Origin of the sequence: Pantoea cypripedii (genome assembly GCF_011395035.1) — a bacterium.
GTDB classification, from domain to species: domain Bacteria; phylum Pseudomonadota; class Gammaproteobacteria; order Enterobacterales; family Enterobacteriaceae; genus Pantoea; species Pantoea cypripedii_A.
Window position 1 is genome coordinate 1,607,810 of sequence record NZ_CP024768.1, and the last position, 15,522, is coordinate 1,623,331.

12 protein-coding genes and 1 pseudogene are annotated in these 15,522 nt (G+C 56.1%); 7 read left to right on the forward strand and 6 right to left on the reverse strand.

Annotation, left to right across the window (positions count from 1 at the left end; genetic code table 11):
* Positions 1-36: 36 nt before the first annotated feature.
* The 3 genes from ycfP to CUN67_RS07465 all read left to right on the forward strand — a co-directional run bounded on the left by ycfP (position 37) and on the right by CUN67_RS07465 (position 2,934).
* The gene (ycfP, locus tag CUN67_RS07455) at positions 37-579 is read left to right on the forward strand and encodes an alpha/beta hydrolase YcfP (protein WP_208714654.1); all 543 of its coding nucleotides are present in this window, start codon (positions 37-39) and stop codon (positions 577-579) included.
* Positions 580-791: 212 nt separating this feature from the next.
* The gene (locus tag CUN67_RS07460; RefSeq protein WP_208714655.1) at positions 792-2,096 is read left to right on the forward strand and encodes an NAD(P)/FAD-dependent oxidoreductase; all 1,305 of its coding nucleotides are present in this window, start codon (positions 792-794) and stop codon (positions 2,094-2,096) included.
* A 295-nt stretch (positions 2,097-2,391) separates the two neighbouring features.
* Positions 2,392-2,934, forward strand: a complete 543-nt coding sequence (locus CUN67_RS07465; protein WP_084873904.1) for a glycine zipper 2TM domain-containing protein — start codon at positions 2,392-2,394, stop codon at positions 2,932-2,934.
* Between the two features lie 281 nt (positions 2,935-3,215).
* Here CUN67_RS07465 and CUN67_RS07470 read toward each other — a convergent pair whose 3' ends face one another.
* The 5 genes from CUN67_RS07470 to CUN67_RS07490 all read right to left on the reverse strand — a co-directional run bounded on the left by CUN67_RS07470 (position 3,216) and on the right by CUN67_RS07490 (position 10,949).
* Positions 3,216-3,431: a hypothetical protein gene (locus tag CUN67_RS07470; protein ID WP_208714656.1), complete on the reverse strand. Its 216-nt coding sequence runs from the start codon at positions 3,429-3,431 to the stop codon at positions 3,216-3,218.
* Positions 3,432-3,689: 258 nt separating this feature from the next.
* Positions 3,690-5,816: a peptidase domain-containing ABC transporter gene (locus CUN67_RS07475; protein ID WP_254711384.1), complete on the reverse strand. Its 2,127-nt coding sequence runs from the start codon at positions 5,814-5,816 to the stop codon at positions 3,690-3,692.
* The gene (locus CUN67_RS07480) at positions 5,803-7,089 is read right to left on the reverse strand and encodes an HlyD family secretion protein (protein ID WP_208714657.1); all 1,287 of its coding nucleotides are present in this window, start codon (positions 7,087-7,089) and stop codon (positions 5,803-5,805) included. The genes CUN67_RS07475 and CUN67_RS07480 overlap by 14 nt, the downstream gene beginning before the upstream one ends.
* 113 nt (positions 7,090-7,202) lie before the next feature.
* Positions 7,203-10,646, reverse strand: coding sequence for a transcription-repair coupling factor (mfd, locus tag CUN67_RS07485; protein WP_208714658.1), 3,444 nt, complete (start codon positions 10,644-10,646; stop codon positions 7,203-7,205).
* A gap of 93 nt (positions 10,647-10,739) precedes the next feature.
* Positions 10,740-10,949 (reverse strand): hypothetical protein, encoded by a 210-nt coding sequence (locus tag CUN67_RS07490; protein ID WP_208714659.1) that lies wholly within the window; start codon positions 10,947-10,949, stop codon positions 10,740-10,742.
* 231 nt (positions 10,950-11,180) lie between these two features.
* Between CUN67_RS07490 and lolC the strand changes: the two genes are divergently transcribed.
* Genes lolC through cobB form a run of 4 tightly spaced genes read left to right on the forward strand, consistent with a single transcriptional unit; the run spans position 11,181 to position 15,207 of the window.
* Entirely contained in the window at positions 11,181-12,380 is a 1,200-nt protein-coding gene (gene lolC / locus CUN67_RS07495) for a lipoprotein-releasing ABC transporter permease subunit LolC (RefSeq protein ID WP_208714660.1), read from the forward strand.
* Positions 12,373-13,074 (forward strand): lipoprotein-releasing ABC transporter ATP-binding protein LolD, encoded by a 702-nt coding sequence (gene lolD / locus CUN67_RS07500; protein ID WP_208714661.1) that lies wholly within the window; start codon positions 12,373-12,375, stop codon positions 13,072-13,074. The genes lolC and lolD overlap by 8 nt, the downstream gene beginning before the upstream one ends.
* Complete coding sequence (gene lolE / locus CUN67_RS07505; protein WP_208714662.1) at positions 13,074-14,318, forward strand: lipoprotein-releasing ABC transporter permease subunit LolE; 1,245 nt, start codon at positions 13,074-13,076, stop codon at positions 14,316-14,318. The genes lolD and lolE overlap by 1 nt, the downstream gene beginning before the upstream one ends.
* 55 nt (positions 14,319-14,373) lie before the next feature.
* Positions 14,374-15,207 carry a Sir2 family NAD+-dependent deacetylase gene (gene cobB, locus CUN67_RS07510; protein ID WP_208714663.1) on the forward strand — a complete coding sequence of 278 codons (834 nt, stop codon included), beginning with the start codon at positions 14,374-14,376 and terminating at the stop codon, positions 15,205-15,207.
* Between the two features lie 77 nt (positions 15,208-15,284).
* Here cobB and CUN67_RS30255 read toward each other — a convergent pair.
* Positions 15,285-15,522: pseudogene (locus CUN67_RS30255) on the reverse strand (integrase core domain-containing protein); the annotation flags it as partial.

Genomic DNA, 15,522 nt, shown 5'->3' on the forward strand with positions numbered 1-15,522 from the left:
GAACTGCCCGGAACGTTCACCACGCTGAGGATAATCATGATCATCTATTTGCACGGTTTCGATTCAAGCAGTCCGGGCAACCATGAAAAGGTGCTGCAACTGCAGTTTATAGACCCGGACGTCAGGCTGATCAGTTACAGCACGCTGCACCCGAAGCATGACATGCAGTTTCTGCTGAAGGAGTCCGACAAATTGTTGCAGCAGGCTGCCGATGCGCGGCCGCTGATTTGTGGTGTCGGACTGGGCGGCTACTGGGCCGAGCGTATCGGTTTTCTCTGTGGTATCCGCCAGGTGATCCTCAATCCTAACCTGTTCCCCGAAGAGAACATGGAGGGCAAAATAGATCGCCCGGAAGAGTATGTCGATATCGCCACCAAATGCATCAGTAACTTTCGCGAAAAGAACCGGGACCATTGCCTGGCGATTCTGTCGCGTCATGATGAAGCGCTGGATAATCAGCGCAGTGCGGCGACGTTACACCATTTCTATGAGATCGTCTGGGATGAAGAGGCCAGCCATAAATTCAGGAATATCGCACCGCATCTTCAGCGGATAAAAGCCTTCAAAACATTGGGTTAATCCTGCCTGCGCCGCACTCTGCGGCGCAATGTTTGTGTAACATTCTGATAGTGCCGCTGAAAGATTGATGTACATCAATTTTGTTGTGATATCCCGATCCTACCATGATATTCTGCCCTCAGCTCGCGATTTAACTTCGCCAACCCTATGTTTATTAAGGTTTTTAGTAACCATTAATTAACTTTTGGTTTACAACTTTGAGGGGGTCTTTGTTGACTACATCTATGAAAAAAATCGTTATTGTCGGCGGTGGTGCCGGCGGCTTAGAGCTGGCCACCCAGCTCGGACATAAGCTGGGCCGGAAAAAGAAAGCCGAGATCATTTTGGTTGATCGTAACCACAGCCATTTGTGGAAACCGTTGCTGCATGAAGTGGCCACCGGTTCGATGGATGAAGGGATTGATGCGCTCAGCTATCTGGCGCATGCACGTAACCACGGTTTCCAGTTCCAGCTGGGTTCACTGACCCAAATTGACCGCGATAACAAAACCATCGGGCTGGCCGAGATCCTCGACCCCGAAGGTGAAGTATTAGTCCCGCAGCGCGAGCTGGCGTATGACACGCTGGTGATGGCGCTGGGCAGCACCTCGAATGATTTCGGCACGCCGGGCGTGAAAGATCACTGTATCTTCCTCGATAACCCGCACCAGGCGCGTCGTTTCCACAATGAAATGCTCAACCTGTTCCTGAAATTCTCCGCCAGCGAAGGCCGTCTGGATAAAGTGAACATCGCGATTGTGGGTGGTGGTGCGACCGGCGTTGAACTGTCGGCGGAGCTGCACAACGCGGTGAAACAGCTGCACAGCTACGGTTATAAGGGGCTGGATAACTCGGCGCTGAACGTGACGCTGGTGGAAGCGGGCGAGCGTATTTTGCCTGCGCTGCCGCCGCGTATCTCGGCAGCCGCGCATCATGAACTGACCAAACTTGGCGTGCGCGTGTTGACCCAGACCATGGTGACCAGCGCTGATGCCAATGGCCTGAATACCAAAGGCGGGGAGTTTATCGCCGCCGATTTGATGGTGTGGGCAGCCGGTATCAAAGCGCCAGATTTTATGAAAGAGATTGGCGGGCTGGAAACCAACCGTATCAATCAGCTGGTGGTGAAGGATACGCTGCAAACCTCGCGTGATGAGAATATTTACGCCATCGGTGACTGCGCTTCCTGCGCACTGCCGTCCGGCGGCTTTGTGCCACCGCGCGCACAGTCAGCGCATCAGATGGCGTCGCTGGCGCTGGAAAATATCCTTGCGCAAATGAAAGGCAAGCCACTGAAGGCCTATGTTTATAAAGATCATGGTTCACTGGTGTCGCTGTCGCGCTTCAGCACCGTCGGCAGCCTGATGGGTAACCTGATGCGTGGATCGATGATGGTGGAAGGGCGTATTGCCCGTTTCGTCTACATTTCCCTGTATCGTATGCACCAGATTGCGCTCCACGGTTATTTCAAAACCGGTCTGATGATGCTGGTCGGTAGCCTCAACCGCGTACTCCGTCCGCGTCTCAAGCTGCACTGATGGATTTCGGGCGGCGTTTGCCGCCCAACCCGGTTCTGCCCGCTTTAATCCATTGAAAAGCGTAAGCTTACCTGATGGAAGAGGGCGGTCCTCGCTGCTCTCAGAACTCTCCGAAAAGCTGGCCCTGGTGGCTTTGCGCTGCGTTTCCTCCATTAATCTGATGTTGCAAAATCGGGCCATCTGTAAAACTTATCTCAACAGACACGGCGCGTCGCGCACGCCGGTTATGTCCCAGCTGCACAGGATGCTGTCAGCGGCAGGATTGCGCGGTAACAACTTTCAGGAGGACATTCCTGTGAACAAATCAATGTTAGCGGGTATCGGTATCGGCGTAGCGGCGGCCTTAGGGGTTGCAGCTGTCGCCAGCATGGATGTCTTTGACCGTGGCCCGCAATATGCTCAGGTGCTCTCAGCGACGCCAATCAAAGAGAGTATCAAGCAGCCGCGACAGGAATGTCGCAACGTGACCCTCACCCATCGTCGTCCGGTACAGGACGAGAACCGTCTGACCGGTTCGGTGCTGGGCGCGGTAGCGGGTGGTGTGCTGGGTCACCAGTTTGGTGGCGGACGTGGCCGCAGTGTGGCGACGGTAGCTGGCGCGCTGGCAGGCGGTTACGCCGGTAACCAGGTGCAGGCAGGTATGCAGGATCGCGATACCTACACCACCACGGAACAACGTTGTAAAACGGTGTACGACAAACAGGACAAAATGCTGGGTTATGATGTGACCTATAAAATAGGCGACCAGCAGGGCAAAATCCGCATGGAAAAAGACCCTGGCACCCGCATTCCGCTCGACCGTAATGGTCAGCTAATCCTGAATTCGAATCAGGCCTGATTGGGCAAAGACATATCACAGCGTAAAGGCAGCCTTTAAGGCTGCCTTTTTCAATATTACCTTCCGTACTGATGATGTAATTTAATAAAAATTATTGACGCTTTTCGTAAAAGGGTAACCAAAAAATCCCTGACTTTATTTTGTTATATTGTTTATTGTTGGGAGGGAAAGAGATGACGCATCATTGGTGGGATATCATATTTTCATGACGCTTATTAAAAGGATTTTTATATTTATGCCTCATCCCTGAGGCTTCGACAGATAATTGATTTTATGATAAATCAGATACCTGAATTATTGGTTAACCCGCCTATTGCGGAACCAAGACCGGTAACCAAACCGCCAACGGTAGTCAGGGCAGAGCTAAGAAGGCCAGTAATAGTCGAGGTGAGGCCACCTACAGTGCCAGTGACATTAGCGAGGCCGGGAATAGAAAGTGCTCCGCCACTTACTTGTGAAATTTCCTGTTCAGATAGCTCACGCATTGATTCGTTCATAGTCAGACTCCAGATTATAAAATGGTGGACTGGATAATAACGATCTTCAGGAATCGGCTTTCGTATTTAAAAGCCTCATATTCAGGATAGACGGCATTTGCTGGATGAAAAGATGGTACTGAAAAAAATAGTTGTTACGATATATAACCCTTTGCTGTGGTGGTAAAAATAAATTCCAATTCAGGACCAGCCGTTTCGATATAACTCATGTTAGGGATAAGACTATTCAGAGAAAAACTCAGAACCCACCTGAATAATTTATTTCCCCGACGGCCACGTCGCCATATCAATCACCCGGTCTGCCGACGCAATAGTAGATGGCCGATGCGCAATCATCACGCGGGTAATATTCAGCGCCCGGATGGCGGCATTTATCCGCGTCTCATTATCCACATCGAGGTGACTGGTGGCTTCATCGAGGAACAATACCTGGGGCCGACGATATAATGCGCGGGCGATCAGCAGCCGCTGCTTTTGTCCCCCGGACAGGCTGCTACCCAGCTCACTGATCAGCGTCTGATACCCCATTGGCATCGCCAGAATATCGTCATGGATTTGGCTGAGGCTGGCGCACGCTTTGATCCACTCCTCGTCTGGCTGCGTATCAAACGCGCAGATATTTTCCGCCACGGACCCCGCCAGCAGCGTATCATCCTGCAACACGCAGGCGATACAGGCCTGCCAGTTCGCCACGCCACTGGTGCGGATATTGATGCCATTAACATAAATTTCCCCGGCGCTGGGTTTAAGCAGACCGGCCATCATCCTGATCAGCGTGGTTTTTCCTCTGCCGGAAGGGCCAGTGATTGCCACGCACTCCCCGGCCTCAATCTCAAGATTAACATCGCTGAACAGCAGGGGGCTGAAGGGATCATATTGAAAGGATAGCCCTTTCACGGCGAGCGCGGCGGGTTCGCCGTGGCTCAGCAACGGATGAACAGGCTCTCCGACGGGCGTTTCTGGCTCGGCCAGCACAATATCCGCCACGCGATCTTTATGCAGTGACAGCATGCGCAGCTGGAGCAAGGTTTCCAGCAGACTGGCGGTGCGGTCAGAAAATTGCCCGCGGTAAGTGCTGAACGCGACAAACATCCCCAGCGTCATATCTCCGGCGATCACCGCGCTGGCCCCGAGCCACAACAGGGTAATTTGCTGCAACGTGGCAATCAGGGTATTGCCGCCAGAAAACAGCATTTCATAGCGCGTTTTGCTGATGGTGGCATTGGCGTTTTCTATATTCAGGTTAAGCCAGTGCTGCGCGCGCAGTGCGGGTAATCCCAGCGCTTTGATGGTGTGAATACCGTAAAGTGATTCCATAAAATGCGAGCCGGAACGGGCACTTCTGACGATTTGCTCCTCCGATGCCTGCCGCCAGGCCCGGTAGGTGCCGAGCCGGAACAGGCACCACAGCAGCGTGAAGGCCAGCACCACCCATAACAATGACCCGCCATACAGCAACATCATGATCATCAAGCCAATGGTCATGATGCCGTCCATAATACCGCTCACCACATTGCTGGTCAGGGTGGTTTGCAATGTCTCCAGAGACGTAAAGCGCGACTGAACATCCCCCAGTTTGCGTTTTTCAAACCATTCGGTGGGCAGAGCGAGCAGGTGATCAAACAACCGCGCTTTTCCCTGCACACTGATCAGCGTACTCATCACCAGCGATGTCCAGCCGCGTAGCGCACTGACGGCGGTGCGTAACAGCACAAAAAACAATAACCCCAGGCAAATCAGCGTCAGTAAACCGATATCACTGGCCGGAATGGCATGGTCCAGCACCATTTGCATCCCGACAGGTAACAACAGGCTGGCGGATTCCACCAGGATGGAGAAGCAAAACAATTTGACGAGGGTGGTGCCCAAACCCGCAATGCGTCCCGTCAGTGACCAGAGGGAAAGCCGGGGACGGGGGGCGGCGCTTTGTGGCACATCGCCTGTCGGCCACAGCTCCAGCGCCACGCCGGTAAAATGCAGGGAGACTTCCTGCATCCCGAGCACGCGATAACCGGCTGCCGGATCATGAATCACCACACGATTACGACGCACCGCGACCAGGACCACAAAATGGTTTAAATCCCAGTGCAGAATGCAGGGCAGCTTGAGCGCGCGCAGATTATCCATTTCCAGACGCAACGCCCGCGACTTCATGCCCGCGACCGCCGCAGTATCGATCACTGTGCGCAGCGTGGCACCCCGCGAGGAGATGCCCGAATGCTGACGTAAAAACCGCAGGTCGGCGGGCAATCGATACCAGCTGGCGATCATCGCGAGGCATGCCAGTCCGCACTCAGCGGCTTCAGTTTGCAGGATCACCGGCATGCGACGACGCAGGTTGATATGCAGACGGGAGAACAACTCCCTCATTTCACCGTTGGTCACTGACAGGCCCCGTTATGCTGTTTTTCAGGAAGTAATAGGGAGACAGCATCCACTGATACAGCGGACGCTTTTCGAGGAAGACCGTGGCCTGCAACTGCATACCGCTGGCCAGCGGTAGATTTTCGCCCTGCCAGCGCAAACCCCGCTGATTCAGGGCCACACTGGCTTTGAACCATGCGCCTGCCAGCTGCCCGTTTGCTAAGCGGGGCGCGCTGCCGTAGCTGTTGAGTTCACGCAGCGGCACTGGCGCGGCGGACACGGACAGCACCTTGCCCGGAAACTGGCCATATTTTTCCGCTGGATACGCGGCATAGCTGATGTTTATCGTGTCGCCCGGTTTGATATAGGGCACGCTGTCGTTGGGGAGCCAGATAACGAGGCTCGGGGTGTCGTCTCCGGCAGGCACCAGCTGCGCCAGGCTATCGCCGTCACTGACCATCTGTCCTGCCGTCACGCTCAGCGATGAGATGCGTCCTGCGGCGGGGGCGGTTATCAGGCGTTCGCTACCGGCATCGGCTTCCGCCAGCTGACGAGCGATGTCGGCCTGGCGAATGTGGTACTGCGCCAGCTGCCCATCAAAATCGGCGGCACGAGTGACCTGCTGGCTGAGCAGGTCGGCGATCTGCATATCCTGCTGTACCCGCTGAGAATTCAGGCTGTGCCACACGCTAAGCTGTTGGTAAAAAAGATAACGTTGATTGTTTTGCTGGTCGGTGGTGATCAATCCCTTGCGGATAAAGCGGCTATAGTCGTTCATGCTGCTGCGCATCACGTCAAGCCCCTCCGTGGCCGAGTCCACCATCTTCTGGGTTTGCTGCCGGGCGTTGCGTAACTGGTCAAGCTGCTGCTGAACGGTGGTGAGCGTCGCGCGGCGGTTTTGCTCCAGCTGACGCACCATATCGTCCATTTGTTGCTGCTGTTTTATCAGCAACGCCCGTGTGGTCGCGCTGAGATTACCGGAGGGAGAGACACGGCTGATGTCCAGCGCATACAGAGGGGTACCGGCGCTGACCAGCTGGCCGGTGGAGACCAGCAGACGGGAAACCACCCCCTGCTGCGGTGCAAACAGGTTAATGGTGTGCGGCCAGGTGATGACTTCACCGCTGACAGTGGCCCGTCGCGTATAACTTCCCAGCCAGAGGAAAAGCAGTAAGCTGGCGAGCAACACTGAGGTGACGAGTAACGTTATCCAGACCGGCCAGCCGGTTAACAGCAGAACAGGTCCGGCGTAGCGTGACTGTAAATGATCGCTGACTTCCTTGCGAAAAAGCATAAACCCACTCTGGTAAAAAATGGACTCATGCAAAGATAGTCAGGAACCGAATAATTATCCACCGCAGGGAAAAACGGCGCGATAAATCGCGCCGTTACGTCACAGAAAGGTGTTTACACGCGATGATGCGCCAGATCGCCAACGAATTTTTGCACCCAGTCCATACGCGACTTACGCTCGGCTAAATCGCGGGTGAATTTCAGGCGCGTTGGACCATCGAGTTTCCACTGTTTGGGGTCTTTTTGCAGCAGGCCAATCAACCAGCCGGGATCGACATGATTTTGCGGGGCGAACTCAAAGAAGCCGCCTTTCTCGCTGGCCTCAATGCGCCGTACCCCCAACTCGCGCGCCACTAAACGCAGTGCGGCGATATCCAGCAGGTTGCGTGCCGCATCCGGCAAGGTGCCGAAGCGATCAATCATCTCAACTTTCAGCTCGGCCAGTTCGCCGTCATCTCCGGCGCTGGCGATACGTTTGTACAAGGACAGGCGGGTATTCACATCGGGGATGAAGTCATCCGGCAGCAAGGCGGGCATACGCATCTCGATCTCCGTCTGGTTGCTGGTAAGATCTTCCAGCGACGGCTCGCGTCCGGCCTTCAGCGCATCAACCGCGCTTTCCAGCAGCTCCATATACAGCGTGAAGCCGATGGTTTCCATCTGGCCGCTCTGGTCTTCACCCAGAAGCTCACCGGCACCACGGATCTCCAGATCGTGGGTCGCCAGGGCAAAACCGGCCCCCAAATCTTCCAGTGAGGCGATGGCTTCCAGTCGCTTCTGCGCATCGGTGGTCATGGCTTTGGGATGTGGCGTCAGCAGCCAGGCATAAGCCTGATGGTGCGAACGACCCACACGGCCACGCAGCTGGTGCAGCTGGGCCAGGCCAAAATGGTCGGCGCGTTCGATGATGATGGTATTGGCGCTTGGCACGTCGATACCGGTCTCGATGATGGTGGTACACACCAGCACGTTAAAACGCTGGTGGTGGAAATCATTCATCACCCGTTCCAGGTCGCGCTCACGCATCTGACCATGACCAATGGCAATACGCGCTTCCGGCACCAGTTCCGCCAGCCGCTGGGCAGCTTTTTCAATGTTTTCAACATCGTTGAACAGGTAATAAACCTGGCCGCCACGCAGCACTTCACGCAGAATCGCTTCACGCACCACCAGGCTGTCGTATTCACGCACAAAGGTTTTCACCGCCAGGCGTCGCGCCGGTGGCGTCGCGATAATCGACAAATCGCGCATGCCGCTCATCGCCATATTCAGGGTACGCGGGATTGGGGTGGCGGTGAGGGTCAGAATATCGACATCGGAACGCATCGCTTTGATACGCTCCTTATGGCGCACACCGAAACGGTGTTCTTCATCGACGATCAACAGACCAAGATCGTGCCATTTCAGGTCGCTCATCAACAGCTTATGGGTGCCGATCAGAATATCCACTTTGCCTTCAGACGCCTGTTCGAGGATCTGATTTTGTTCTTTAGCGCTGCGGAAGCGTGACAACATCTCGATACGCACCGGCCAGTTAGCGAAGCGGTCACGGAAGTTGTCGTAATGCTGCTGCGCCAGCAGGGTGGTGGGCACCAGCACGGCCACCTGCTTGCCGTTTTCCACCGCCAGAAACGCGGCGCGCATCGCCACTTCCGTTTTACCAAAGCCAACATCACCACATACCAGACGATCCATCGCCAGCGGCTGGCACATATCGCTCAGCACCGCATTGATGGCCTGCGCCTGATCTGGCGTGGTTTCAAACGGAAAACCTTCACAGAACAGCTGATATTGATCGCGGTCGTGCTTAAAGGCATAACCGGTTTTGGCGGCGCGCTGCGCGTAGATATCCAGCAATTCAGCCGCCACGTCGCGTACTTTTTCCGCCGCTTTCTGACGCGCCCGTGACCAGGCATCGCTGCCCAGTTTGTGCAGCGGCGCGTTCTCATCGGCACCCCCGGCATAGCGGCTGATCAGATGCAGTGATGACACCGGTACATAAAGTTTGGCGTCACCGGCGTAGGAGAGCATCAGGTATTCCGCTTCGATACCACCCGCTTCAAGGGTGGTCAGGCCGATATAGCGTCCAACACCGTGTTCCAGATGCACCACCGGCTGGCCGGGATGCAACTCCGCCAGGTTGCGGATCAGCACATCAGGGTTGATGGTGCGACGATTATCCTGACGGCGGCGGCTGACGCGCTCGCCCAGCAGATCGCTTTCGCAGATAAAAGCCAGCTGGCGTTCGCTATCGATAAAGCCACGCTCGCTGGCACCAATCATCAGGCTGTGCGCGTGCTGGCTGGCGTCCGCCAGGCGGTTAATCGGCTGTGGGCGCAGTTTTATGCGCGCCAGCAATTCCTGCAGACTTTCGCGGCGGCCTTCACTTTCCACCGAAAATACCACCGGACCGGAAAATTGTTCAAGGAACTGACGCAGCAGGTCGAGCGGCGCTTTGGCCTGCGCCTGCACTGTCAATTCCGGCAGCGGCTGATAGCCGAGGTTGGTGTTAGCGGCTTTTTCCGGCAGCGTGTCGCTGCTTAACTGGATACGCGGCCAGGCTTTTAACTCACCCAGTAAGGCATCCGGGCGCAGCCACAGCGCCACCGGCTCCAGCAACGGACGCATTGGGTCGATACGGCGATTTTCGAAGCGGGCATTGACGTCCTGCCAGAAGCGTTGTGCGCTGCTTTCCAGGTCACCACTATTGATAATCAGCGTGTTAGCGGGCAGGTAGCTAAAGAGCGTTGACAGTAATTGCTCGAAAAACAGCGGTTGCCAGTACTCGATCCCGGCGGGCAGGGTGCCTTTGCTGACCTGCTGATAAACGTGTTCCGGTTCGCGACGCACATCAAAGGTTTCGCGCCAGCGGCTGCGGAACTGTTCAATGGCGGCTTTATCGGTAGGAAATTCATGCGCCGGTAGCAGATTGATGGCGTCGACGGCTTCCAGCGTGCGCTGCGTATCGACATCAAACAGACGCAGGCTGTCGATCTCGTCATCAAAAAAATCAATGCGATAGGGCTGATCGCTGCCCATGGGGAACAGGTCGAGCAGCGCGCCGCGCGTGGCGTATTCACCGTGCTCCATCACCTGATCAACATGGCGGTAACCGGCCTGCTCCAGCTGGTCGCGCAGGGCATCACGCGATAGCTGCTGGCCTTGTTGCATCACCAGCGCGTGGCCGTGTAAAAAGCTGTGCGGGCAAACGCGTTGCATCAACGTATTCACTGGCATGATGAGCATGCCATGCGTCAGCGTCGGTAATTGGTATAAGGTGGAAAGGCGGGCGGAGATAATATCCTGATGGGGCGAGAAGCTGTCGTAGGGCAGCGTTTCCCAGTCGGCGAGGTTACTGACCGGCAGATCGGTGAACTGGCGAATCTCCTCCTGCAGACGCAGGGCAGATTGCATATCCGGGGTAATCATCAGCACCGGACCTTGATGGCGTTCGGTGATGCTGGCACACTCCACCGCCTGAGCGGCACCTGGCAGTTGACCGAGTTGACGATGGTCACCGGCTTTCGCTGGCAGGGTATAACGACTCTGTTCGGACATGGGGTCTCGACATTCTCTCCTTTTATTCCAGGGCGTCATCATTCCATAATCCGCCCTGAGGATCACCTGTCGCGGTGCTTTTTTCCGGTTGTGTTACTTAATCGATTGCTGTGTATAGTGCATACGCGGGCGGTCAACGTTGGCCCAGGAGAGTTCCTGTTCCAGATGGTAACTGTGGTTACCATCGTCCCATTTTACGTAATACCCCGTCGGCGCATCTCCCTGTTCAAAAACGTTAACAACCTCGCCTTTTATCTCTCCCGATTTGTGTTTCACAATACTGCCTTTGGGAAATTTGAACATGGTGTTCTCCTGCGCAATAAAACGTTACTACATCTTTGAGTCTACCCCAGCGAACGCTTAATAAACGTACAATTAACGTCATTGCTTTGTCACTTTTTTGTGCATTGAGCGGCTATGCGACGTATTTTGACGCAACTTTGCCGCAGACTCAGAGGGTTAGAGGTTTCATAAAGCAGGCGGCTCCTTTATCATCCCTGTACTTATTTTCAGGCTACTGCCAAGACGGATCTCATGTATCAACCAGTCGCGTTATTCATCGGCCTGCGCTACATGCGTGGACGTGCTTCAGACCGCTTCGGTCGCTTCGTCTCCTGGCTCTCGACCATCGGCATCACGCTGGGCGTGCTGGCGCTGGTGACGGTGCTGTCGGTGATGAACGGCTTCGAGCGTGAGCTGGAAGGCAATATCCTTGGCCTGATGCCGCAGGCGCTGGTTACCAGCGACAAAGGCAGCATCAATCCGCAACAGCTGACGCCGCAAAGCCTCAATCTCCAGGGCGTGACGCGCATTGCGCCGCTCACCACGGCGGACGTGGTGTTGCAGAGCGCCCACAGCGTCTCCGTCGCGGTGATGCTCGGCATCAATCCGGATGAGAAAGATCCGCTCACCCCGTATCTGGTCAATACCCAGCAGAGCGTGCTCCAGCCAGGACAATATAACGTTATCCTCGGTGAGCAGCTGGCGGGACAACTGGGGGTTAAGCGCGGCGATCAATTACGCCTGATGGTGCCTTCTGTCAGCCAGTTCACCCCGGTTGGCCGCGTTCCCAGCCAGCGTATTTTTACCGTTGCGGGCACCTACGCCGCCAACAGCGAGGTGGACGGCTACCAGATCCTCGTCAACCAACAGGATGCCTCACGCGTGATGCGTTATCCGCTCGGCAATATCACCGGTTGGCGTTTGTGGCTGGATAAACCCCTCAACGTGGATGCGCTGAGCCAGCAGAAGCTGGCCGATGGGCTGGTATGGAAAGACTGGCGTGAGCGCAAAGGTGACCTGTTCCAGGCGGTACGCATGGAGAAAAATATGATGGGGCTGCTGCTCAGTCTGATCATCGCCGTCGCCGCGTTTAACATCATCACTTCGCTCGGGCTGCTGATTATGGAAAAGCAGGCCGAAGTGGCTATTCTGCAAACCCAGGGCTTAACCCGCCGTCAGATCGTGGCGGTGTTTATGGTGCAGGGGGCCAGCGCGGGCATTATCGGGGCGCTGCTCGGCACGCTGCTCGGGGTGCTACTCGCCAGCCAGTTAAATCATTTGCTACCGGTGATTGGCCTGTTCCTTGATGGTGCCGCGCTGCCGGTAGATATCAATGTCTGGCAGGTGGTCACCATTGCGCTGGTGTCGATGGCTGTCGCGCTGCTTTCCACTCTTTATCCGTCATGGCGCGCTGCCGCCGTTCAACCCGCTGAGGCTTTACGTTATGAGTAACACCCCTTTGTTGCAGTGTCGTGACCTGTGTAAACGCTATCAGGAAGGCAGCGTGCAGACCGATGTGCTGCGCAACGTGGCTTTCAGCCTCCAGCCTGGCGAACTGACGGCGATCGTTGGCAGTTCCGGTTCCGGCAAAAGTACCCTGTTGCACCTGCTGGGCGGTCTGGATGCGCCGACCTCCGGTGATGTGGTTTTCGACGGTAAATCGCTGAATGAGATGTCCTCTTCCGCGAAGGCCGAGCTGCGTAACCGCGAGCTGGGCTTTATCTATCAGTTTCACCACCTGCTACCGGACTTCACCGCGCTGGAAAACGTGGCGATGCCGTTGCTGATTGGCAAAAACCCTAAAGGTGAAGCAGAGGCTCGCGCCCGAGAGATGCTGGCGGCGGTCGGGCTGGAAAAACGCGCGGCGCATCGTCCCTCAGAGTTATCGGGTGGTGAAAGGCAGCGTGTGGCGATTGCCCGAGCGCTGGTGAATCGTCCGCGTCTGGTGATGGCCGATGAGCCGACCGGCAACCTTGATGCGCGTAACGCCGATGCGATCTTTGAGTTGCTGGGCGAACTGAATACCCGCCAGGGCACCGCCTTTCTGGTGGTGACGCATGATTTGCAGCTGGCAAAACGTCTCAGTCGTCAGATGGAGATGCGTGACGGCCAGCTAAGCGAACATCTGACGCTGGGAGCGCTGTAATGACGCCTTCGTTATCCCTGCTGCTGGGGCTGCGCTTTAGCCGCGGCCGTCGGCGTGGCGGCATGGTGTCGCTGATCTCCATTATCTCAACGGTGGGTATCGCGTTGGGTGTGGCGGTGCTGATCATCGGCTTAAGTGCGATGAACGGCTTCGAACGTGAACTCAACAGCCGCATTCTGGCGGTGGTGCCTCATGGGGAAATCGAGCCGGTTAATCAGCCGTTCCGTAACTGGCAGCCGATGATTGCCCCGATTGAGCAGGTGCCGGGCATCGCGGCGGCAGCGCCTTATGTGAACTTCACCGGGCTGATTGAGAGCGGTGCGAAACTCCAGGCTTTGCAGGTGAAGGGCGTTGATCCGCAACAGGAACCGCGTCTGAGCGCACTGCCGCGTTTCGTGGCCGATAATGCCTGGTCGCAGTTCGCGGCCGGTAAACAGCAAATCATCCTCGGCGGCGGTATCGCGACGTCGCTGAAGGTGAAGCAGGGTGACTGGATCACCATCATGATCCCCAATAATGACGGCCAGAATAAGCTGCTGGAACCCAAACGTATTCGTTTGCAGGTGAGCGGTATTCTGCAACTGAGCGGGATGCTTGACCACAGCCTGGCGCTGGTGCCGCTGGCGGATGCGCAGAACTATCTGGATATGGGGGATAGCGTCAGCGGTATCGCGCTGAAGATGAACGACCCGTTCAAAGCACAGAAGCTGGTGCGTGATGCCGGTGAAGTGACCCATTCTTATGTCTATATCCGCAGCTGGATTGGTACTTACGGTTATATGTATCGTGATATCCAGATGATTCGCGCCATTATGTATCTGGCGATGGTGCTGGTGATTGGCGTAGCCTGCTTCAATATCGTGTCAACGCTGGTGATGGCGGTGAAGGACAAAAGCAGCGATATCGCGGTGCTGCGTACCCTCGGTGCCAAAGACGGGTTAATCCGTGCCATTTTTATCTGGTACGGGCTGCTGGCCGGGTTGCTGGGCAGCGTAAGCGGCGTGGTGGTCGGCGTGGTGGTGGCGTTGAATCTGACGCCGATTATGCGCGGGCTGGAACATCTCACCGGCCATCAGCTGCTGGCAGGGGATATCTATTTTATCGATTTTCTGCCGTCGGAACTGCACTGGCTGGATGTATTCTCGGTGCTGGCCACCGCGATAATTTTGAGCCTGCTCGCCAGCTGGTATCCGGCGCGACGCGCCAGCCGCATCGATCCGGCCCGTGTGTTGAGCGGGCAATAACCGCAAACCAGCGCAACCGCGGCAGAGCAGCGGTTGCGCAGATTAAGGAGCCTTTATGCGCACACTCCGTCGCCGCGTTCGACTCGCTCGCTATAAAAAGACGCGCCGTAAAGTGCATCAGCGTTTTCGTCAGCGTATTTTTGAGCGCGATCGTAAAGCGGAGCTGGCAGCGCACCCGCTGCCGCATGTGGTGGTGCTGACCGGGGCAGGCATTTCGGCTGAGTCGGGCATTCGTACCTTTCGTGCTGCCGATGGTTTATGGGAAGAGCACCGGGTTGAGGATGTGGCGACGCCGGAAGGTTTCCGGCGCGATCCGGCGCTGGTGCAGGCGTTCTACAATGCGCGCCGTCGCCAGCTGCAACAGCCTGAGATCCAGCCGAACGCGGCACACCGGGCGCTGGCTGAGCTGGAGCAGGTGCTGGGGGATAACTTCCTGCTGGTGACGCAGAATATTGATGATTTGCACGAACGTGCCGGGAGCCAGCGTGTGCTGCATATGCACGGTGAGCTGCTGAAGGTGCGCTGCGTCAGTAGCGGCCAGGTGATTGACTGGCAAGAGGATCTCACCCCGGACGATCGCTGTACCTGCTGTCAGTTCCACTCACTGCTGCGTCCGCACGTGGTGTGGTTTGGCGAAATGCCGCTGGGTATGGAAGAGATTTATCAGGCGCTGGACCGCGCGAATCTGTTTATTGCCATCGGCACCTCCGGCCACGTCTATCCGGCCGCCGGTTTTGTCCATGAGGCGAAAGTGCAGGGGGCGCATACCGTGGAACTCAATCTGGAACCGAGTCAGGTGGGTAACGAGTTTGCCGAGAGCCAGTATGGTCTGGCAAGCGAAGTGGTCCCGGCGTTTGTGCACACCTTTCTGCGCGGTCTATACAAATAATCGTCAGGTCGGCATAAAGGTACGACCGGGCACATGGGTAACAGATCAGACCGGGCACATAGGTAACACATTTGTGCTCAGTCTATCCGGATAATACGTCTTTCAGACCGGTCGTAATACGCCAGGATCAGCCTGTCGAAGAGGATGACGTCCAGACCGTCATCCACTTCAACGAACCGCACATATTCTCCTCTCAGCGCTGCACTCACGAACAGCCTTCCTCCCAGACAGATATCTCCTTTTATTCCCACAAGGCGCAACTTCGACCCTTCCGGATAGCTCACCTCTGGCACTTTGCCATCCCACTGCCGTGCT